The organism is Lutimaribacter degradans (assembly GCF_023703375.1).
GTDB lineage: Bacteria > Pseudomonadota > Alphaproteobacteria > Rhodobacterales > Rhodobacteraceae > Lutimaribacter > Lutimaribacter degradans.
On record NZ_JAMQGO010000011.1, the window covers coordinates 38,355 to 59,138 of the forward strand.

The following is a 20,784-nucleotide window of genomic DNA, read 5'->3' on the forward strand; positions in this document are numbered from 1 at the left end:
ATCATTTCACCTGAATCGTAAGGGAGCTTGTGAGCGTGAACAGTTGCACGCCGGGCGTTGCAAACCCGCTATAGGGAAGCTGCGCCGACAAGGCATAGGCCACACCGAGCGTGGAACCGTCCGGACAGGTCGTGTTGCAATCTTGCCCGGCGTTGGGCGCCACCGCGGGCGCCGCGGCGCACAGGCAATAGCGCTGCGGCGTGGCGATTTCGATGTCTTGCAGAGAGTCATCGGCCAAAGCGAGTTCTTCCATGACGGCAAGTATCTCGGCAGAACCGGGGTCGTCCTTGGCCGCCTCGCTCGCCGCGCGCAGGATATGGTCAAGCTTGAACTTTTTCTGCAGGGCAAACGAGCCATCTAGCATGGACAGAAGGATCATGAGAAGGATCGGCGCAATCAACGCGAATTCGACTGCGGCTGCACCGCTTTCCCTGCGGATAAAGCGTCGCCGCACAGGTGTGGTCAGGCGGCAAGCGCGCCGGATGTTATGCCTTACCACCATTTTTTGAGAGTCCGCCACAAACGAGCTCCAAGCGGCTCTGGCATCGCGACCCCGCCGCCAAGCTGCTGAGCGATCCCATTGAAAACGCGCCGATACACGGCTTTCTTGCTGGTCTCGAATAGCGGGCTGCCCTTTGTGATGGCGTCGCTGAAGCCGCGGGGGTCGAACGGAAGAGAAAAGAAACGGGTTTCGCCGACCGCTTTGACAAACTCGGAAACGGGCACCTCGGCACGCCCCTTCATGCCTTTTTCGTTGAGGATGAGCAGTGGTGGGTGATTTTTCCCCCGGATGTCCGAAAGGTGTTCAAGCGCCAGCCGAAAATTCCGCAGGCCCACAAGGTCAGGCGGTACGGTCAGGACAACGTCATCGGCCAGTCGCAGGATATTTCTGATCTGCGGAGAAAGATGGCGCGGCAGATCCAGAACAAGGTGATAGTGAGAATGCATGGCTAGCCCCAACAGATGATCAACCACCGCTTCGGGCAGATCGCGGTCAAACTCTAGGTGCGGCTCACAGGTCAGAAGATGCAAGGTATCGCTGCGGCGGAAGGCAAGCCGCTCAATCAGGGTCGCATCGACATGATCCGCCCGATCCGCCCGCCGGATCAGTTCGTTGATTCCGGCGGTGCCTTGATGATCGAAATTCAGCTTTACGGTTCCACCTTGTAGATCACAATCCGCGAGCATCACGGTTTTTGTGCTCTTCTCGCCAAGCGCGACGGCGACATTCTGGGCCATGCTAGAGGAGCCGCAACCGCCCGAGAGGCCGATGAACGCGCTGATCCGCGCCTTACGCTGGTGCTCCAGGTCGCTGAAATTCGCCCGGATCGCATCAGCTACCAGGCCCGCATCCAGCGGACGCGTCAGGTAATCGCTGACTCCGGATTGCTGAAGCATTCGGAAAAGCCCGACGTCGTTCTCCCGGCCGATCACGATGGCCCGGGTCTGGTTGTCACTGACCTGCGCCAGGGCCGCGACATGCTGCTGCAAATTCTCGCGGTCGTCATCGCTTTGGAAAATGATCAGGTCGGGTGAGGGATGGGACTTGTAGCGGTTCACTGCCTCTGGCAGCCCGCCCTTCACGAAAGTCCATTTTTGCCGTGCGGCCACCCGATCGCGCCGCAGGGTTTCAAGCGTGTCGATCGTTCCTGAATCGCTGGCGATCACATCGATCCTGATCGACGGAAGCTGCGTCTCGGCAAGGGCCTTTGTTTCTTGAGAAGTCAATTGCCGGGCTCCACCAGTTCAATTCCATCTTGACGGATGACCCGGATTGTTCGGGAACGATCCTCGACGACGGCGGGCGACGCAGCATCGCCGCGCGCGCGCAAAGCTACGGCCACCCGTCCCGTGGCCGAGGCCTGGCCGACCGATATCACGTCGTCGCGGCCCAGCTCCAAGGTCAGAATCCTGATGTTGGCGGGATTCTGGTTGCCGATCTTTGTCGTACTCTGGTCAACGGCCAGAACTTTCACGCCCTTGGCCAGAAATCGGGGAGCTTCTGTTACGCCGTCGACGCCGGACGCACCCAAAAAGATGACATCCACCCGGTCGCCCGGGCGGATCAGGCCGCCGGCCGCGGTTTCGGCGTTCACGGCGATGGCCATGGCGCTGTTTCCCTCAGACAGGGCAAGGGAAAGATCGGTCTCAGGTGCGGGGTCACGCAGGGCGGACCATGTCAGCGGATCTCCGGCGGCGATAGGGACCGCCGAAACAAACCCGGCGCTATCTGTGATCGCATCGGGTTGAATATCCTCGCGGATCATGCCCGGTGCGAGCGCATCCTCCGTGATTTCTGTCCACTCGAAATCATCAGGCTGAAGCGGTGTATCGGCAGCAATGTCGCGCGCGGCAGTCAATATGCGCACCCTTGCGACCTCGGGTTCAGGCTCGGGTTGGGGCGTTGGCTCAGGCTCCGGTTCAAGCTCTGGTTCCGGCGGCACGACAAGGCCTGGCGCCTCTTCTTCGGGGAGTACGGGCGAAACCTCTTCATCCATTTGCCAAATGGACAAGCCCACCCATATGGCGGTCGTCAGGCCGATCACGATAAGCAGAAACCTAATCATCCAAAATTGCCCCGTGAATCGCCCCGTGTGTCGTCAGGAAAGGGACTTGATGTTTGAATGACCCTATGGGCATCATCGCGATACAGTGCGAAAGCCCCTTACGCCATGCCGATACCGTGGTCTGTCCCTTGAGTTCGTTGCCCCTACGAACCGATTGTAAGTCATTCAAATGAATATGGTAAGTAGATTCATCAAGGACCAGGACGGCGTTGTCGCGGTTATCTTTGCCTTGCTTCTGCCGGTCATAATCGGCGCCATCGTGCTTGGTGTCGAAACCGGGTTGTGGTTGATGCACCGGGCCAAGCTTCAGCACATCGCGGACACTGCCGCCTATTCGGCCGCAATTCGGTATTCCAGTGGCGCGACAGAGGCGCAGGCTCTGGCAACCGCCAATGCGGTCGCCGATCAGGCCGGCTTTGACGCAGTCCTTGGCGATGTTGTCATGACGCTGCCCGATACCGACCGGCTGTCGGTGACGGTGACGCGCAACCAGGGGCGAATGTTCTCGGCGATCTTTCTTGACGAGGATGTTGTCATCAGGGCGCAGGCCACCGCGCAGTTCGGCGAGGCCGGCCCGCCTCTTCGGGCGACCTGCATGCAAAGCCTCAACAACGGCTGGTTCTCTTCCGAGGCCTTCGAACTGGGGGCGCAGTCCAGCCTGACGTTGCCCGATTTTTGCGATGTTCGCGTCAACTCTACAGACCGTCGTGCCTTTTCGATGGTCGGTGGCACCACGTTGACGGCCGGTTGCCTGCAAGTGGCAGGCGGGGCCCGGATCAACGGTACGCTCAACCTTGCGCAATGCGCCGCGGAAGAGACTGAAACCGGCGTCGACTACCCCGACCCTTTCGTTTCGTTGCCCGAGCCGGCCGCCGTTGGCACCTGCCAACCCCGCGACGTGGGAACCCGGAATGGCGTGACCCGGCTTACCCCGACGGAGCCGCACCCCAGTGGCGAGCGGGTCATGCGGTTCTGCAACGGACTTGAATTGTCTGGAACCGTTATCTTTGACCCTGGGCTCTACATCATCGAAGGCGGCGTGATGGAGGCCTCGCGCTTCGGGGCCCAGGTCAGCACGCCCGGTGGGGCCACCTTCTTTTTCCGCGACTTCGGTGCGCCCGATTTCCGCGATGATTTCGACGGCACGTTGACACCATCGCAAAGTGGGCCGTGGGCCGATGTCCTGATTTTCGGAACGGGTCGGCTTTTCGGGCTCATCAACCAGAATTTCTACTTCGAAGACGATGACCTGACCGGGGTCGTCTACGCCCCTGATGCCACCGTGAATTTCGAGCGCCGTAGTGATAATCGCGGCTGCTTCCAGGTCGTATCTGACCGGCTGCTTCTTGAAAACGGGGCCAGCGTGACGATGGATTGCGAAGGGTCGTCCTTTACCCCTGGTGGTGGAACACCCGGCGGGGGCGGCGGCGCCGGAGACGTAATGCTGGTTGAGTGACATGGATCACTCTCCACCAAATACCGAGATCAGGCTGGGCGCGAGGATGATCGCGAACAGGCTTGGCATCAGGAACACCACCATAGGAACCGTAAGAAGCGGCGGCAGTGCGGCGGCGCGCTGTTCGGCGGCAGAAATCCGAAGTTGCCGCGTCTCGCGCGCCTGAACCCGCAACGTTGAAGAAATCTCGCCGCCATATTCTTCGACCTGGATCAGCGCATCAATGACCCTGCGGATCATGACAAGGTCAGTACGGCTTGCAAAGTTCTCATACGCTTCGCGCCGAACTGGCAAGATAAGCATCTCGGCAATCGTGATCTTCAGTTCATGTGCAAGAATAGGCGCCGCCTTTCCGATTTCAGAGGCCACGCGCGATAGCGCGGCGTCCAGCGGCAGACCGGCCTCGACGGTCAGCACAAGCAGGTCCAGCGCGTCTGGCCACGCGCGTTGTATGGCCTTGCGGCGCTTTTCGATCCGGTTCTTGAGATAAAGGAAAGGCAGCAGGTACCCGGCGATTCCCGCGATAGAGGCCACCAGCAGGATGATGGCCCCGTTGCCGTCACCAATTATCAAGCGGCCATAAAGCCAGACCACCACGAAAAGAATTATTGGCAACAGCAACCGGCTGACCACGAATATCTCCACGGCCGCATTGGTATCGAAACCGGCCATGCGCATACGCAGTTTGAGATCCGGGTCAGCAACCGATGCGCGGAGCCCCAAGGTTGGCACCAGCGAACTGGCCAACCGCATGAAGCGGTCGCGCAGGGGTTCTCGCCGTGCTGAAAGCTCTTGGCGTTGGGCAAGCCGGTTTATTCGTTGCTGTATCGGACTTTCCCGGAGCGTCAGCGCCGCAACGAATGCAAGGGCCGATACCGCGATGCCAGCCCATATCGTTGGGGGAAACGATGCGATCAGATTTAACCAGTCAGACATCGAAGTTCACCATACGCCACATGATAAAGATGCCCAACAGCATCCACAGGCCGGACACGACAAGAACGGTCAGGCCCACGCCCGTTTCGACAAGAGGACGCAGATAGCCCGGGTTTACGAGATAAAGGCCACCGGCAACAACGAACGGCATTGCGCCCACGATCATCCCCGATGCACGCGCTTCCTGGCTGCTTGTCCGGACCTTTTGCGACAGCTCCCAGCGTCCGCGCAGGGTGATTGCCAGATTGGAAAGAGATTCCACAAGGCTGCCACCTGTCTGTTGCTGTATCGTGATGATAAGGGCGAAAAGCCGAACTTCGGTCAGCGGGACGCGCTCGGCAAGTTGTTCAACCGCCATCGGCAAGGGGGTGCCCAACACGTTGGCCTCCACCAGCCTGCGAAATTCCGATTGCGTCGGTTCCGATGCACTGGCGGCAACAGCGTCAAAGCATCGCTGCAAGGGCAGGCCCGATCTCAGGCCCCTTATCACGATGTCGAGAACACTGGCGAATTCAGCCTCGAAAGCGGCAAGGCGTTTCGCCTGTTTGCGCTTGGCGTAAAGAAACAACAGCACGGTGGCGAGGACAAACCCTACCAACAAGGCCAGGCCGAACGACATGCCCCAAAGCACCGATAAAACTGTCGCAACTACCGTGAGGGGAACAAGCCGAAGCAAGATACCCGCCCGCGTCCAATGCAGGCCGCTGTCTTCCATCAGGTTGCGAATTGCGAATAGGCGCGGCGCGGCGCGCAGCGCCTTCCTGGTTCGCTCGGCAGACCCAAAGCTGCCGCCAAATGCGCCATCTTGGTTGCCAAGGGCACCAAGGTCGGGGTGGGTGATCTGTTTTGGAAGGGTGCCGATCCTGCGATGCATCGCTCTTTTGACGGCGAGCCGCGGGAACAGCCACCAAAGTATCGCACTCAGGATGACCGCAACAATGAACGGAACGATCAGGGGGTGGGAAGAGACTGACTCGAGGATAACATCCAACATCAATGTCCCTTTGCTGGTGTTCCCGACCAAACTGGACGTGGCTTTAAACCCCCGGCGCAGTCTGTGGCGCGTCGGGGGCTTTTGGTGATGTCGAGTTAGATGACTGTTTCATCATCAAGACGGCTTCGAGGTCTCGGCAATACGTTGAGCGCCTTACGCCGTCAGAGTGAGTTATTCAGGTGTTGCACTCTCAAGTTCCGTGCTGATGCCGCCGAACAGTTCAGTAAGGTCGGTGCCAAGAGCTGTAAGTGCGGCAATGATCGCAACAGCGACAAGTGCCGCGATCAGGCCATATTCGATGGCGGTTGCGCCGGACGTGTCCCGGATGAATTTGTCGAACTGTGTTTTCAAAATCTTAAGCATGTCTTTCTCCGATACTGATATGCGTTTCAGTGGGTGATGTAAGATTTATAAAGATTTTAACAACCATCTGCCTTGATTTGAATCAATCTCTGCGGCATTACTTTCCGCGCCAAAAAATTTGACTGTCAGCGCATGGGTTTAGCTTTGCTTTCCCCTTTGCAATGTCCTGATTTTTCTGCACTCCCCGGTTTCGCGGGCCGGGTCAGGCCACATGCCCTTAGGTTTGGGCTTCCTTCAGGGCGGCCAGGAAATTATCCTGCTCTTCGAAAAAGATGAGTTTTTGCCAGAACTCGGGCTTGCGCTGCGTGGCGGCCTTGGCGCTTTTGAAAGTTCCGACGACTTCGCCGGTTTCGGCGCCTTTTTCCACCTCGAAGCGGAACAGGTCGATCAATTCGATTTCTTCGCCCGTTTGGTATACCAACTCGGAAATCGCCATTATCTTGCGCGACCCGTCGCGAAGGCGTGAAACGTGCACGACCACATCGACGGCCGTGCCGATCATCTCGCGAATGGTCCGGCGGTTCAGCCCCTCATAGCCCATCGTGATCATGGCTTCGAGGCGCGACAGGGCCTCTTGGGCCGAATTGGCATGCAGCGTCCCCATCGAGCCGTCATGGCCGGTGTTCATCGCCTGAAGCAGGTCGAACGCTTCAGGTCCACGCACCTCGCCTACGATGATCCTGTCTGGCCGCATCCGCAGGCAGTTCTTAACCAGGTCGCGCATCTTGACCTCGCCTTCGCCTTCGATGTTCGGCGGGCGCGTTTCAAGGCGAACGAGGTTGCTGTGACCCAATTGCAGCTCGGCGGTATCCTCGCAGGACACGATGCGTTCGTCATCCTCGATCTGGTTGGCGATCACGTTCAGCAAGGTCGTTTTGCCAGACCCCGTCCCCCCCACAACAAGCAAATTGCATCGGCTGCGTGAGAGTATCCGAAGAACTTCAGCCCCCGCAGGCGAGATCGTGCCGATGCGGGAAAAGTCATCAAGCGTAAATTTCTGCTTCCGAAAGCGCCGAATGGTCAACGAAGGCGCATCCACCGCAAGCGGCGGTATGATCACGTTCACGCGCGAACCATCCTTCAGGCGTGCATCGCAAATCGGGCTGCTTTGATCCACGCGGCGCCCGACCAGGCTGACTATGCGCTGGCAGACGTTCAAAAGCTGTTCGTTGTCGCGGAAGGTGATGTCAGAACGCTCGATGCGGCCATCAACCTCGATAAAGATGTCTTCGGCCCCGTTCACCATGATGTCCGAAATATCGTCACGGACCAGGAACCGCTCTAGCGGGCCAAAGCCCAGTATCTGGTCATTGATCTCTTCGATCATGCGGGCTTCTTCGCTGCCGGAAATGTGCATGCGTTCGTCCGCAAGGATCTGCCGGACCTGCTTGGACAATTCTGCGGCGCTGTCCTTTAGGCTCATCCGTAACAGCGCCGGGGCATCAATCGTGGCGATCACCTTGCGCAGGGTCCGGTCCTTCGCCTTTTCAAAGACACTGTCCGTGTCTTGCGAGAAAGGATCTTCCACAAGCGTTCCCGGCTCGTTTTCGCCAAGTTGTGGTTGTGTATCCTTTCGCCCGAACATGACTTGTTCCCCTCCAACCATTTTCCAGGCCCGGACCACCATGGACGGGGGCATCTGGGCTGCCAGGCTGTTTAGCGCCGATCAAGCAAGGCATCAACGGCTGCTTGCGTGTGGCATATAGCACAATAACCGGTATGGTGCTTGCACCAACTTGTAAGTAAACACGCTGTCCCATAAGGTTTCGAAAAGGCCAGATGAATGGATATGGATTGCGACCCTTGCCCGGATTTCTGACGAAGTTGATGGTCCTGGTTGGCGTCGTGCTTTCGCTATCGGGCTGTGTCACCGATATATCCCGTCAGGCAACGCAGCAGACCCAGGCAGAGGTTGTCAGCCAAAGCATCACCCTACTGTCACAGATGCGTTTTTCCGAGGCACTTTCAACCATCAAGAAAGTCCGCCCTCTCTCCGGCACGGATGCGCGGGCAATCATGACATTTGCAATCGCCTCGGACATGACGGGCCAGTTCGGCGCTGCATCGAAGGCCTATGACAAACTTGCCGATAGCCATGCAAAGCGCGCTGATTTTCTGAATAATATGGGCTACTCCATGATGTTGCAGGGCAAGCTGGATAAGGCGCTGGTCTATTTGCGCGAAGCGAAACGGCTGGACCCTGACAATGCGACGGTCGCCAATAACCTGAAGATGCTGACAAGCGTGGTGCCAACACGATGAAACGGGTTGCATCGGTCATACGCCTACAGCTTTTCGTGGTCCTGTGTACCGCTCTTGCCGCGCTTGCCCTTGTGGTCACATCCTCTGCGGCTACCGCGCAGGAAAGGCGGGAATTGAACTTGTCGCTCGGAGACACGCAGGTCATCGACGTGGATTTCGATATTGGCGATGTTATCGTCGGGGCCGAGGCTATCGCCAATGCCGTGCCACTGTCCAACCGCAGCATCACCTTGCAAACGCGGGCCGCAGGTTCAACACAGATCATCCTGCGCGAGAAAGACGGGACGCGCGCCACCATGCTTTCAGTTCTCGTTACCGAGAATTTCGGCCAGCTCGAGGCAGTATTTGACGAACTTTTCTCGGGGAATGCGGTGTCGGTGCGTAATGTGAACGGTCGCGTTCTGGTATCCGGCACGGTGCCCGACGAGGCGCAAAGAACCCGGATGATCGAAATTGCCTCGGCCTACAGCTCGGGCGAGGTGGTTGATGCGCTTAAAGTCTCTCAACCCCGGCAGATCATGCTGAAAGTCAATATCCTTGAGCTGAGCCGAAGCGGTGGCAAGGATCTGAACATCAACCTGTTCCGCGACCCGCCGTCGGCTGACAGCCCGAACGGTGCGCCCTTTGGCATTATCCAGGGGAATACCACCATATCGGGCCAAAGCATCGACTACTTGATCCAGGCGCTCGAATCCAAGGGGCTTGCGCGGCGGCTCGCAAATCCGACACTCGTTTCGGTGAACGGCGCAACCGCGAGCTTCGTGGTAGGTGGCGAGGTGCCGATTACCGTTTTCAGCACGGATGCCGAAACCGGCGCTTCGACCGGGGTGGCCACTGCCGAGTTCCGCGAATTCGGCGTAAAGCTCGACTTCACCCCTCAAATTCTCGAGGATAACAGGCTACGTCTGGAAATATCGCCCGAAGTGAGCGAGGTGGATTGGAACCGCAGGGTAGACAGCAACCCGGCGTTCCTGACCCGGAAGGTCACGACAACCGTCGAACTTCAAAGCGGGAACAGTTTCGCGATCGCAGGCCTCTTGCAGTCCGACAGTGTGCGATCTGTTCGCCAATTCCCCGGCCTTGGAAATATTCCGATCCTGGGCGCCCTGTTCCGGTCGGCATCCTACCAGAACAATCAGACAGAGTTGGTGGTTGTCGTGACGCCCTATCTGGTCAACAAGCATTCCCCCCAAGCAATCAAGGGCGACCCGACAGCACAATCCGGCCAAACGAACGAGGCTGACCTTTTCCTGCTCGGGACGGTCGAAGCCTCGGATGACATGATTCAGAGATTCCGCATGGGCTTCGGGGTCGATGGCCCCTTTGGACACATCCTGCCCCAGCGGTGATCTTATTTGGTCATATCGCGGCAATCCGTACCGAGGCTATCGCCTGAGATATCGTTTCGAACAAGGCTACAATCTCATCCCCGGCGGCGCCATAGGCAGCGGCCGCGGCAGCCGACATAAGGCCCACAACTACCAAATTATCCATGGTTTCAATCTCCGGCCCTGCGATTCATCTATAGATTGTTTTATTGGAATGTGTCGCTTCCTCGAAACTCTGGCGGCCACGGGTATCTTGGTCCCGGTTTTCCGAACCAGCTGGCGAGTGGATGCAAAATGCTTCAAGACGCTCTCCAACAGAAGGTCGAGGGACGGATACTTATCCAACTATCTGGGAACTCGTTAAAACTTCGTGAGCACATGATGTCGCTTTTCGCGTCGACTTGTGCCTTTCCGCTTGAAGCGGAGAGCTGCAACAGTGCTCAAAGTTCAATGCGTAAAGCCTTTATGAAGGAAGGCTCGCGTGGCGTTGAGTACAACTCACAGTGTGCATGGGGCTTTGTTGCGTCAACATTTTTGTACCGACACTATCCTTTTGAGGTGTGCCGGGTGTCGATTCCTGCAACAGCTTTTTCATCCGTCAAAGCAAGACGTCGCAAAGGAATCTATCAAGGCTCCCAGGTGTCGATCGCGCAATTTGCTAAGCCGGCCCCTGCTGCCTTTGGAAGTACGAAAGAGCGTTGCGACGCTTCGGGCCGGCGCGGTATGGCAATGTGTTTAATATTGCTTGCCGGTTGCAGATGTAAGGCCACATGTAAAGCTGGCTGCGGCGCTTGCGGCCAAGGGAAATGCGGTCGTGCTCAAGGCACACGAAGGTGACACTGGCCAGATGCCTGACTTTGCGGGCTTTGCCATCGCGTTGGGGGATGCTATCGCGGATCCGTTCGCATGGCTGCCTGGTCGGGTGCGCCGTTTGTGAAAACCTTACAGTGCCGCGCGGGCGTCGCGTATGGTGCGGGCCGTGGCCGAGCCCCTGATCGACAAGATGTGCCGCTATTTGAACTGGGATGGCAGACGACATGAAAACGGAATTTCTGCAAGGCATGGCAAAGGCGGCGCAATCGGTTTGCGTGGTCACGACCGATGGGATTGGTGGCAAGGGGGGTGTGACCGTATCGGCGATGGCGTCGGTTTCGGTGGACACGCCCGCGCCATCGCTTCTGGTGTGCATCCATGGCGACTCCAACACTTGTGACCGCATCCGCACCAACCGGGCCTTTTGCGCCAATTTGCTGGCCGAGGGGCAGACGGACATCTCGGACGCCTTCGCCGGGCGCAAGGGCCTGTCGGGCGAAGAAAAGTTCAGCGTCGGCCAATGGCATTCGGGGGAAACCGGCTGCCCTATGCTGGTCGATCCGATCGCGGCTTTCGACTGCAAGCTGGTGCATGACATCCTGGTGGGGTCGCACCGTGTCTTCGTGGGCGAGGTCGAGGCCGTGCGGCTGGTGCGCGACGAAAAGCCGTTGATCTATTTCGACAGGGGGTACGCTCGGGCCGTGCGCGCCTGATGCATTCGGCAGGGCTGCGATCGTCATAAACAGGCGCCATGCCACGTCCAACGGCAGTGGCGCCAGCGGCGGCGGAATTTGATCAGATTTTTCTAGCGTCAGGTTCGGTCAGGCCGTAAGGATTGGGGTAAATCGCCCAAACCGTTACGGAGATGCGCCATGACCACACCCTTGTCGAACTCGCTGCATATAGCCGATATCAGCACCACGCTGCACCCCTACACCGATGCCCGCAAGCATGAAGAGCAGGGTCCGTTGGTGATCGAAAGGGGCGAGGGCATCCATGTTTATGACTCGACCGGCAAAAAGTATATCGAGGCCCTGTCGGGCCTGTGGTCGGTGGCCGTAGGGTTCAACGAGCAGCGCCTTTGCGACGCCGCCACGGCGCAAATGCAGAAACTGCCTTACTACCACACCTTCGCGCACAAATCGCACGAACCGTCGATCCGACTGGCGGAAAAGCTGGTGGAAATGACGCCCGAGCATTTGACGCGGGTATTCTACACCTCCTCGGGTTCCGAGGCGAACGATACCGTTGTCAAGATGGTCTGGTTCTACAACAACGCGCTGGGCCGGCCCGAGAAGAAGAAATTCCTCGCCCGTGAAAAGGCCTATCACGGGATCACCGTTGCCTCGGGAAGCCTGACCGGCCTGCCTTACAATCACAAGCATTTCGACCTGCCGGCCATTCCCGTGGTGCACCTGACCTGCCCGCATCACTACCGCTTTGGCAAGGATGGCGAAACCGAGGCCGAGTTCACGCAGCGCTTGCTGGCCGAGGCCGAGGAGACGATCCTGCGGGAAGGCCCCGAAACCATCGCCGCCTTCATTGGCGAACCGGTGATGGGTGCAGGTGGTGTGATGGTCCCGCCCGAAGGCTATTGGCCGGGGATCGAGGCGCTGTGCCGCAAGTACGACATCCTGCTGGTCTCGGACGAGGTGATCAACGGGTTCGGTCGCTTGGGAACGACATTCGGCTGCGAAAAGATGGGCTTTAGCCCCGACATTCTCGTGACGTCGAAACAGTTGACGTCGTCCTACATGCCCCTGGCTGCGGTGGTGTTTTCCGAAGAGGTTTATGACGTCATCGCCGACAACACCCACGCCATCGGCACGTTTGGCCATGGCTACACCGCCACGGGCCACCCCGTGGCGACCGCCGTGGGGCTTGAGAATCTGAAGATCATCGAAGAGCGTGACCTGATAGGCAACGCCGCGCGGTTGTCGGGCCCGTTCCAGGAGGGGCTGCGGAAATATGCCGATCACCCGCTGGTGGGCGAGGTGCGCGGCAGCGGCCTGATCGCGGCGCTGGAAATGGTTGCCGACAAGGATACCAAGCGACAATTCGACCCCGTGGGCAAGTTGGGCGGAAAGGCGTTCGAGATCGGCCATGAAGAGGGGCTGATCTGCCGCAACCTGGGCGACACGCTGGCCCTGTGCCCGCCACTGATCATGACCGAGGACGACGTGAACGAGATCGTGCGCATCATGGGCGTGATACTGGATCGCACGCTGGACTGGGCCAAGGCAGAAGGCATGGTTTGACGCTGGCCGGCAGGTTTGGTGAAAAGGTGGCCCGGTGCATTTGCGCCGGGCCGTTTTTCGCAAAAGCGTCCCGATAAACCCCTGAAGCGGTGCCGTTCAGGCCGCGACAGTTCTTCGTGTGCGTTTCAGCCCTGCCAGCATCCGCTCTGCCGCGCCGCCCGAAAGAAAGGCCATTCGCCCGTTCACGATGGTGCATTCGACCGACCGTGTTGCGGCATCTATGATCGTAAGGTCGGCGCGTTTGCCATAGTCGATCACGCCCCGGTCTGGCAGGCGCAGGATCTCGGCTGGCGTCCGCGAGATCATGTTCCAGGCGCGCGCCAGGTCCATCACCCGTTCCTCGACCAGCTTGAATGCGGCCAGATGAAGCGCCGGATAATAGCTGTCGCTGGCCAGGGCGTGGCACAGGCCACGTTGTATCATCGCTGACGCGTTGTAACTTCGTGCCTTTGATGCGGCGCACACAAGATCTGTTGCCCTGGTCACGACGACATCACCCACCGCGATCGCGGCCGCCGCAGCGGCGGTGCCGGTTGGGAACTGGCAGATCTTGGCGCCAATCATCGAGTAATATTCGCGTGTAGCGGCGTCGGGGTCGTGATGGCTACCATAAAGCACGCCTTGCTCGTCGAACAGGCTGGCAAGACGGCACAGATTGCGGGGCACCTGTGGGCCATCCTCGAACGCGCGCTGCACAAGCTGGCTGTAATCTTGGGGGTGACAGCCTGCACCTTCGGCCCATCGTACTATGTCTGACGACGTGCGATTGGCGAAATCGCGCGCATCGGGTAGCCGGTTGCTGAACATGACAAACGTAACCGCGTGCCGTTTCACGGCGGAAATCAGGTCATCGACGCTGTCTGCTATGTGCGTTTCAACACGCAATTGCATGTGCAGATCGACCAGTTGATGCGGGCGGTAACGATCCAGCGCCACCAGCCGGGCCTTGGCCTGTTCCGGGCTGCGGGCGCCGCCCTCCCAACTCCAGCCTTGTGCAAGAAGGGCGGTCGTTACACCGTTCGACGCGGCCTCGCGGTCGATTGCGGCCAGTGCCCCGGTCAACGCCGCGCCGTGTAGGTGCGGCGCGCCATGGCGATACAGGGCCTCGCTTTGCAGGTCGATGATGCCGGGCAAAACGTAATAGCCGGTCAGGTCGACCTCGGGCAAAGGGCCTTTGGAGATAACCCCATCCTCGATCACGACCGAACGCGCCTGCATTTGGCCATCGCGCAGAGTCTGGGCGCCGGTTAGGCGCAGGTTGAGAGGCGATCCGAACATTCTGATTACTGCTTGATCCAGGTTTTTCGCAACGCTGGCAGTCAATAATGACGTGGGCATGACAGCGCGCACGTTGCGACAAAAAAACCGTGCATGTGCGCATTTAGCGTGGTGACAGGCGGTGAGCTTGCGCCCGGCTGAGCGGCCGCAACCCCAAGACCGTCGGCCCCGATATCGAATGCAGCAGGCCCTAGAACAATACCGCGGGCAGCCAGGTGGCCAGGTTCGGCCAGGCCCAGACAAGCAGCACGCCAAGTGCCTGCAAGCCGATGAAAGGGACGACACCCTTGTAGATCTGTTCGGTTCTTATTTCGGCGGGTGCGGCGGCGCGCAGGTAGAACAGCGAAAAGCCGAAAGGCGGCGTCAGAAAGCTGGTTTGCAGGTTGATGGCCAGCAGGATGCCCAACCAGATCGGATCGTGGCCCATCATGATCATCGTTGGCGCGACCAGCGGGAGAACGATCACCGAGATCTCCACGAAATCGAGGAAAAAACCGAGGACGAAGACAAAGATCATCACGAACATCAGCGCACCTGTTGCCCCGCCTGGCAGGTTTTCCAACAAGTGCGCCACGCGCTCTTCCCCGCCAAGACCGACGAAAACCAGGGAAAAGAACCCGGCGGCCAGGATGGTTGCAAAGATCATGGCCGTCATGGTCAGGGTCGAGTTCAGCGCGTCGTGGATAATTCGTTCACGAATGGCGGCGCGCAGCGCAAGGCCGACTGCCACGAGGCCAACGATCGCCAGCAGGATGTAAAATCCGCCGATCGCCCATTCCGTCGCCCCGATGTCGCTGCGTTGCAGCCGTACCGGCCAGGTGCCGGCCAGCAAGCCCAGAACGATCAGGGCCACCGCGCCCCCAAGGATCAGGCGCGGGTTTATGCCGATCTTGCGCCCGGCCATCAGCAGCGCGCCAATGGCGCCAACCGATGCCGCCTCGGTCGGGGTGGCGATGCCGCCAAGAATGGCGCCCAGCACGGCGATGATAAGTAGAACGGGTGGCACGATCGCGGCCATGATCTCGTGCCGGTCGGGTTTGGCAAGGTCGATATCGGCCGGGGGCATGTCTTGTGGCCGCAACGCGCCACGGATCAGGATATAGAGCAGGTATAGCGTGACCAATAGCAGCCCGGGAATGATCGCCGCGGCAAAGAACTGGCCAACCGACAGCGCCTCGACCGAGAACTTGCCTTGTTCGTATTGCGCCTGCTGATAGGCGTTCGACATCACGTCGGCCAGAATGATCAGAAGCGTCGAGGGCGGAATGATCTGCCCGAGCGTGCCGGCGGTGCAGACGATGCCCGACGCCACCGAGGGGCTGTACCCGGCGCGCAGCATCGAGGGCAGGGCGATCATGCCCATGGCCACCACCGTTGCCCCGACGATACCGGTCGAGGCCGCCAGTAGCGCCCCGACCAGAACCACCGATATGCCCAGCCCGCCGCGCAACTGGCCGAAACTGCGCCCCATGGTATCCAGCAATTCTTCGGCGATCTTGCTCTTTTCCAGAATGGCGCCCATCAGCACGAAAACGGGTATGGCGATCAGCACGGTGTTGCCGATCAACCCGAAGGCCCGCTGCCCCAGGGCCCCCAGCAGCGATACGTCCATCACCCCAAGCATCCAGCCCAGGTAGGCAAAGAACACCGCGACGCCCGCGATACTGAAGGAGACGGGAAAGCCCGACAGAACCGCCACCATCAGGGCGGCGAACATGATCAGGTCAAGATATTCGGTCACGTGTCGCCCCCTTCATGGACTTCATGGAACAGGCGCACCAGCAGCGATAGCGACTGAAGCAGGATGAGGATGCAAAATGCGGGGATCAGTGATTTGAGCAGGAAAACCGCCTCGATCCCGCCGACGGAAATCGGCCCCTCAAGAATCTTCCAGGAACTGCGCACCGACGGCCATGACCAGTAAAGCAGCGCGCTCATCGACGGGATCAGCAGGAACAGGTGGCCGAAAATGTCGATACGGCGGCGGGCGCTTGCGCTGACCTTGGCATAGAACACGTCGACGCGGACATGCTTGTCCACCAGCAGGGTAAAGCCCGCACCCAGCATGAAAAGCGTTGCATGCATGTAAAGCACGCTTTCCTGAGCCGCGATGGAGTTGAAACCAAAGACGTATCGCCCGATGACGATACAGAATTGAACCAGAACCATGACAAGGGCCAGCCAGCGGATCAGATCGGCGACCGCGCGGTTCATCTGGTCGATTGCATTTGCGATGCCAAGCATCATCGGCCCCCTCGTTCGAAAACGATGCGCGGCCCGTGGCCGCGCATCGCGTCAATGTCAGTAGCCGAAGACGCCGGCGCGGGCGTTCATCTGGCCATTGTCTGCATAGGTCATGTATCCGCCGACGAGGTCGCGATAGGCGATGAAGCTTTCGGTGATGCGGCGCACCAGCTCATCGTCGTCAGCGCGGAATTCCTCCATGATCTCCTGTGCGGCCTGGCCCATCGCCGTGATCACGTCATCGGGCAGCTTGCGGACCTGCACGTCGTGCTCTTCGACCAGTGTCTTGAGCGATTGTGCATGCTTGGTCATGTACTCGGTCCAGACCGGGTTGTAGAGACCGTGGCACGCCTGTGTCACGACTTCTTTCAGGTCGTCGGGCAGTTCGGCAAAGACCTCGGCATTGACGCCACATTCCTCGGCTGAGGACGGCTCGCCCACACCGGGCCAGTAGTAATACGGTGCAACCTGGTAATACCCCAGCGCGCTGTCGGTCCACGGCCCGATGAATTCGCCCGCATCCAGTGCGCCGGTTTGCAAGGCCTGGAACATCGCGGGGCCCGACATCGCTTCGGCCGCCATGCCCAGCTTGGCCGCCATTTGCGAGGCGATGCCCGTGGTACGGAATTTCAGGCCCTTGAGGTCTTCGGCCGAATTGATCTCGTTCTTGAACCAGCCGGCCCATTGCGGGCCAGAGTTGCCGCACAGGAACGGTTTGATGCCGAAACGGGCATACATCTCGTCGTAAAGCGCCTGGCCGCCGCCGTGGTACAACCAGCCGAACTGCTCGTCTGCGCGCAGGCCAAAGGGCTGCGAGCCGAATAGCAAAATGCCCTTAGATTTCGAGCCCCAGTAGGCGGGAACCGCGTGATACAGCTCTGCCGTGCCTTCCGCGACCGCGTCGAAAACGCCGTTGCTCGGCACGATTTCACCGGCGGCATAAAGCGTTACGTTGATGCGCCCGCCCGAAAGGGTGGTGATCCGGTCAGCCAGCGTTTGCGCGGCGACACCCGGCCCAGGCAGGTTCTTGGGCCATGCCGATACCAGTTTCCAGTTGCGTACATCCTGCGCGATGGCGGGGGCGGCAAGCGTGCTGGCCGCTGCGCCCACGGCGCCGGTTGTCAGAAATTTCCGTCTATCCATTTCAGGTCTCCTTGTTGGTGGTTGGTGTGGTTGGTTTGCCTTCCAGCCCGTCTTCCGTGGCACTGGATGCACTTGGAATCCGCATCTCGAACGTCTCGGTGATCCGAGCGTAATCGTAATACCCCATGCGCGCGAGGGGCTGGATTCTGGGTATATCGATCTTGCCCGAGGGCAAAATCACGTCGTCGGCCACATGGATGCGCATGACCTGGCCATATACTACGTCGATGGTGCCCGCGGGGCTGTTGCCGGGCAGGCGATGTGTCGACAGGTACTTGCATTCGAAATGGCACGGGCTTTGTGCCACCCGTGCGCCTGGCGCGTCGATGCATGGGGCCCTTTCCACGCCTGCGCGTTCGAACTCGTCTTCCTCCGGGGCCAATTCCATGGCCGAGATATTGACCGCGTCGCGCAGGGCATAGGTGGCCATGTTCCAAACAAACCAGCCCGTTTCCTCGGCGTTGATCACCGTGTCCTTACGCCGACCGTCGGGGTGCTGGTTGGCTGCGAACATGACCATCGGCGGATCGAAGGTCAGGTTCTGCCACTGGCTGTAGGGCGCGAGGTTGTGAACCCCGTCACGGCTGACCGTGGACAGCCAGCCGATGGGGCGCGGCACCGTGCAGCTTTTGAACGGCGAAAACGGCAATGGGCAGTCTTCGGTATCCGGTGCGTAGTGCATGTTCAGTTCCCGAGGATACGCGGCAGGCGCAGCCCGTTTTCGCGGGCACAGGCGATGGCATCCTCGTATCCGGCATCTGCGTGCCGCCAGACACCGCTGGCCGGATCGTTCCACAGAACGCGCTCCAGTCGCTTTGCGGCCTCGGGCGTGCCGTCGGCGCAGATCACGACGCCGGAATGCTGGCTGAAGCCCATGCCGACGCCACCGCCATGATGCAGGCTGACCCAGGTCGCGCCCGAGGCGGTGTTCACCAGCGCGTTCAGCAACGGCCAATCCGACACGGCATCCGAGCCGTCTTTCATTGCCTCGGTTTCGCGGTTGGGCGAGGCGACCGAGCCGCTGTCCAGGTGGTCGCGCCCGATCACGACCGGGGCCTTCAATTCGCCATTGGCGACCATCTCGTTGAAGGCAAGCCCCGCGCGATGGCGATCACCGAGCCCGATCCAGCAGATGCGCGCGGGCAAGCCCTGGAAGGAGATCCGTTCCCGGGCCATGTCCAGCCAGTTGTGCAGGTGGGTGTTGTCGGGGAACAACTCCTTCATCTTCTGGTCGGTCTTGTAGATATCCTCGGGGTCGCCCGACAGCGCGGCCCACCGGAACGGGCCGATCCCGCGGCAAAAGAGCGGGCGGATATACGCCGGCACGAAGCCGGGGAAGGCAAAGGCGTTTTCCAGGCCTTCCTCAAGCGCGACCTGTCGGATGTTGTTGCCGTAATCCAGCGTGGGCACACCGGCATTCCAGAAATCGACCATCGCGGCCACATGCGCCTTCATGCTGGCGCGGGCGGCCTTTTCCACGGCCTTCGGGTCTGTCTCGCGCTTGGCCCGCCATTCGGCCATGTTCCAACCTTGTGGAAGGTAGCCATTGATCGGGTCATGCGCACTGGTCTGGTCGGTGACGATGTCGGGGCGCACGCCGCGTTTGAACAGTTCAGGAAACACATCGGCCGCATTGCCCAGAAGCGCCACGGATTTGGCCTCGCCGGCCTTGGTCCAGCGGTCGATCATTTCCAGCGCCTCGTCGAGGCTTTCTGTCTTTTCGTCCACGTAGCCAGTGCGCAGGCGGAAATCGATGCTGTCGGGGTTGCATTCGACGGCCAGGCAGCATGCTCCGGCCATTACTGCGGCAAGCGGCTGTGCACCGCCCATGCCGCCAAGCCCGCCGGTCAAGATCCACTTGCCCGTCAGGTCGCCGTCGTAATGCTGGCGGCCCGCTTCGGCAAAGGTTTCATATGTGCCCTGAACGATACCCTGAGAGCCGATATAGATCCACGATCCGGCGGTCATCTGGCCGTACATGGCCAGGCCCTTCTTATCCAGTTCGTTGAAATGGTCCCATGTCGCCCAGTGTGGCACGAGGTTCGAGTTGGCAATCAGAACGCGCGGCGCGTCGCTATGCGTCTTGACGATGGCGATGGGCTTGCCCGACTGGACGACAAGCGTTTCGTCCTCTTCAAGGTCTTTCAGGCTGGCCACGATCGTGTCGAAATCTTCCCAGGTCCGCGCGGCGCGACCTATGCCGCCATAAACCACCAACTCATGCGGGTTTTCGGCCACGTCGGGATGCAGGTTGTTCATCAGCATCCGCAGCGGCGCCTCGGTCATCCAGCTTTTGGCATTCAGCTCGGACCCGGTCGGGGGGTAGATATCACGGGTGTTCTTGCGGGGGTCGCTCATTTGGGCCTCCATGCGGACAAGGTTTCTAGAATGTTTGCCAGGTGAACGCGCAGCCGGTCGGCGCGGGTGTCATCATACGTCCAGGGCGGGGTTTCGGCGCTTAGATAGGTGGATTGCGCCAATTCCATCTGGATCGCGTGCAGCCCCTCGCCGGGGCGCCCGTAGTGACGCGTGGTCCAGCCGCCCTTGAACCGCCCGTTCACGATCGAGCTGTACCCGTCGGCGGCTTCGCAGATGCGCTGCACCGATGCTTCGATCTGAGGGTCGCAGGTTGCGCCAAGGTTGGTGCCGATGTTGAAGTCGGGCAGGGGGCCATCGAATAGAAACGGAATTCTGGACCGGATCGAGTGGCAATCATAAAGCACGGCAAAACCGTGGATCGCCCTGATACGGTCAAGTTCTGCCGCAAGCGCGTCATGGTAGGGCGCGTGGTAGGCCAGGCGGCGGCGCTCAACCTCCTCGGCATCCGGCTCCTGGCCATCGGCATAGATCGGTTGCCCGTCGAAATCGGTCAGTGGGCAAAGCCCGGTGGTGTTCTGACCGGGGTAAAGGCTTTGGCCCGAGGGGTCGCGGTTGACGTCGATCACGTAGCGATGAACTGTCGTTCGGACGGCACTCGCCCCTTCCAGCAGCCCGGAATACAGCCGGTCGATATGCCAATCGGTATCGGCGATTGCCCGGCCGGTTTCGTTCAGCGGTGCAAGGCAGTCGTCGGGAATATCGGTGCCGGTATGGGGCAGGCCCAAGACCAGCGGGCTGTCGCCCCAGGTAATGTCGATCAGGC

The 20,784-nt window shown here is 59.9% G+C and carries 19 protein-coding genes; 5 read left to right on the forward strand and 14 right to left on the reverse strand.

What is annotated here, in order from left to right; all coding sequences use genetic code 11:
- Position 1: 1 nt before the first annotated feature.
- Genes M8744_RS14460 through cpaB form a run of 3 tightly spaced genes read right to left on the reverse strand, consistent with a single transcriptional unit; the run spans position 2 to position 2,498 of the window.
- Positions 2-502 carry a TadE/TadG family type IV pilus assembly protein gene (locus tag M8744_RS14460; protein WP_256474307.1) on the reverse strand — a complete coding sequence of 167 codons (501 nt, stop codon included), beginning with the start codon at positions 500-502 and terminating at the stop codon, positions 2-4.
- Positions 493-1,668 carry a CpaE/TadZ family protein gene (locus tag M8744_RS14465; protein ID WP_251419017.1) on the reverse strand — a complete coding sequence of 392 codons (1,176 nt, stop codon included), beginning with the start codon at positions 1,666-1,668 and terminating at the stop codon, positions 493-495. The genes M8744_RS14460 and M8744_RS14465 overlap by 10 nt, the downstream gene beginning before the upstream one ends.
- A 56-nt stretch (positions 1,669-1,724) precedes the next feature.
- Positions 1,725-2,498 carry a Flp pilus assembly protein CpaB gene (cpaB, locus tag M8744_RS14470; protein WP_251419019.1) on the reverse strand — a complete coding sequence of 258 codons (774 nt, stop codon included), beginning with the start codon at positions 2,496-2,498 and terminating at the stop codon, positions 1,725-1,727.
- Between the two features lie 244 nt (positions 2,499-2,742).
- Here cpaB and M8744_RS14475 point away from each other — a divergent pair, with 244 nt between their 5' ends.
- Entirely contained in the window at positions 2,743-4,023 is a 1,281-nt protein-coding gene (locus tag M8744_RS14475; RefSeq protein WP_251419021.1) for a TadE/TadG family type IV pilus assembly protein, read from the forward strand.
- A gap of 6 nt (positions 4,024-4,029) precedes the next feature.
- On the opposite strand, the gene M8744_RS14480 is transcribed toward M8744_RS14475, so the two are convergent.
- The 4 genes from M8744_RS14480 to M8744_RS14495 form a co-directional block, all read right to left on the reverse strand.
- Positions 4,030-4,776 (reverse strand): type II secretion system F family protein, encoded by a 747-nt coding sequence (locus tag M8744_RS14480; protein WP_251419023.1) that lies wholly within the window; start codon positions 4,774-4,776, stop codon positions 4,030-4,032.
- A 175-nt stretch (positions 4,777-4,951) separates the two neighbouring features.
- Positions 4,952-5,953 (reverse strand): type II secretion system F family protein, encoded by a 1,002-nt coding sequence (locus tag M8744_RS14485; RefSeq protein ID WP_251419025.1) that lies wholly within the window; start codon positions 5,951-5,953, stop codon positions 4,952-4,954.
- A 171-nt stretch (positions 5,954-6,124) separates the two neighbouring features.
- Positions 6,125-6,316, reverse strand: a complete 192-nt coding sequence (locus M8744_RS14490; protein WP_251419027.1) for a Flp family type IVb pilin — start codon at positions 6,314-6,316, stop codon at positions 6,125-6,127.
- Positions 6,317-6,533: 217 nt separating this feature from the next.
- Positions 6,534-7,901 (reverse strand): TadA family conjugal transfer-associated ATPase, encoded by a 1,368-nt coding sequence (locus tag M8744_RS14495; RefSeq protein WP_251419029.1) that lies wholly within the window; start codon positions 7,899-7,901, stop codon positions 6,534-6,536.
- 218 nt (positions 7,902-8,119) lie between these two features.
- Here M8744_RS14495 and M8744_RS14500 point away from each other — a divergent pair, with 218 nt between their 5' ends.
- The 4 genes from M8744_RS14500 to M8744_RS14515 all read left to right on the forward strand — a co-directional run bounded on the left by M8744_RS14500 (position 8,120) and on the right by M8744_RS14515 (position 12,977).
- Positions 8,120-8,578, forward strand: a complete 459-nt coding sequence (locus M8744_RS14500; RefSeq protein WP_251419031.1) for a tetratricopeptide repeat protein — start codon at positions 8,120-8,122, stop codon at positions 8,576-8,578.
- Positions 8,575-9,927 carry a type II and III secretion system protein family protein gene (locus tag M8744_RS14505; protein WP_251419033.1) on the forward strand — a complete coding sequence of 451 codons (1,353 nt, stop codon included), beginning with the start codon at positions 8,575-8,577 and terminating at the stop codon, positions 9,925-9,927. The genes M8744_RS14500 and M8744_RS14505 overlap by 4 nt, the downstream gene beginning before the upstream one ends.
- Positions 9,928-10,943: 1,016 nt before the next feature.
- On the forward strand, positions 10,944-11,432 hold the full coding sequence (locus M8744_RS14510) for a flavin reductase family protein (RefSeq protein ID WP_251419035.1): 489 nt from the start codon (positions 10,944-10,946) through the stop codon (positions 11,430-11,432).
- Between the two features lie 159 nt (positions 11,433-11,591).
- Positions 11,592-12,977, forward strand: a complete 1,386-nt coding sequence (locus M8744_RS14515) for an aspartate aminotransferase family protein (RefSeq protein ID WP_251419037.1) — start codon at positions 11,592-11,594, stop codon at positions 12,975-12,977.
- A 96-nt stretch (positions 12,978-13,073) separates the two neighbouring features.
- On the opposite strand, the gene M8744_RS14520 is transcribed toward M8744_RS14515, so the two are convergent.
- From M8744_RS14520 to hutG, 7 genes are all read right to left on the reverse strand, one after another.
- Positions 13,074-14,255: an alpha-D-ribose 1-methylphosphonate 5-triphosphate diphosphatase gene (locus M8744_RS14520; protein ID WP_251419039.1), complete on the reverse strand. Its 1,182-nt coding sequence runs from the start codon at positions 14,253-14,255 to the stop codon at positions 13,074-13,076.
- Between the two features lie 190 nt (positions 14,256-14,445).
- On the reverse strand, positions 14,446-15,996 hold the full coding sequence (locus tag M8744_RS14525; protein WP_251419041.1) for a TRAP transporter large permease: 1,551 nt from the start codon (positions 15,994-15,996) through the stop codon (positions 14,446-14,448).
- Positions 15,993-16,499 (reverse strand): TRAP transporter small permease subunit, encoded by a 507-nt coding sequence (locus M8744_RS14530; RefSeq protein WP_251419156.1) that lies wholly within the window; start codon positions 16,497-16,499, stop codon positions 15,993-15,995. The genes M8744_RS14525 and M8744_RS14530 overlap by 4 nt, the downstream gene beginning before the upstream one ends.
- Before the next feature lie 57 nt (positions 16,500-16,556).
- Complete coding sequence (locus M8744_RS14535; RefSeq protein ID WP_251419043.1) at positions 16,557-17,642, reverse strand: TRAP transporter substrate-binding protein; 1,086 nt, start codon at positions 17,640-17,642, stop codon at positions 16,557-16,559.
- 1 nt (position 17,643) lies between these two features.
- Positions 17,644-18,324: a flavin reductase family protein gene (locus M8744_RS14540; protein ID WP_251419045.1), complete on the reverse strand. Its 681-nt coding sequence runs from the start codon at positions 18,322-18,324 to the stop codon at positions 17,644-17,646.
- Between the two features lie 2 nt (positions 18,325-18,326).
- Positions 18,327-20,000, reverse strand: a complete 1,674-nt coding sequence (gene hutU, locus M8744_RS14545) for a urocanate hydratase (RefSeq protein WP_251419047.1) — start codon at positions 19,998-20,000, stop codon at positions 18,327-18,329.
- On the reverse strand, positions 19,997-20,782 hold the full coding sequence (gene hutG / locus M8744_RS14550) for an N-formylglutamate deformylase (RefSeq protein ID WP_251419158.1): 786 nt from the start codon (positions 20,780-20,782) through the stop codon (positions 19,997-19,999). Before hutG ends, hutU begins: the two co-directional genes overlap by 4 nt.
- Positions 20,783-20,784 lie beyond the last annotated feature (2 nt).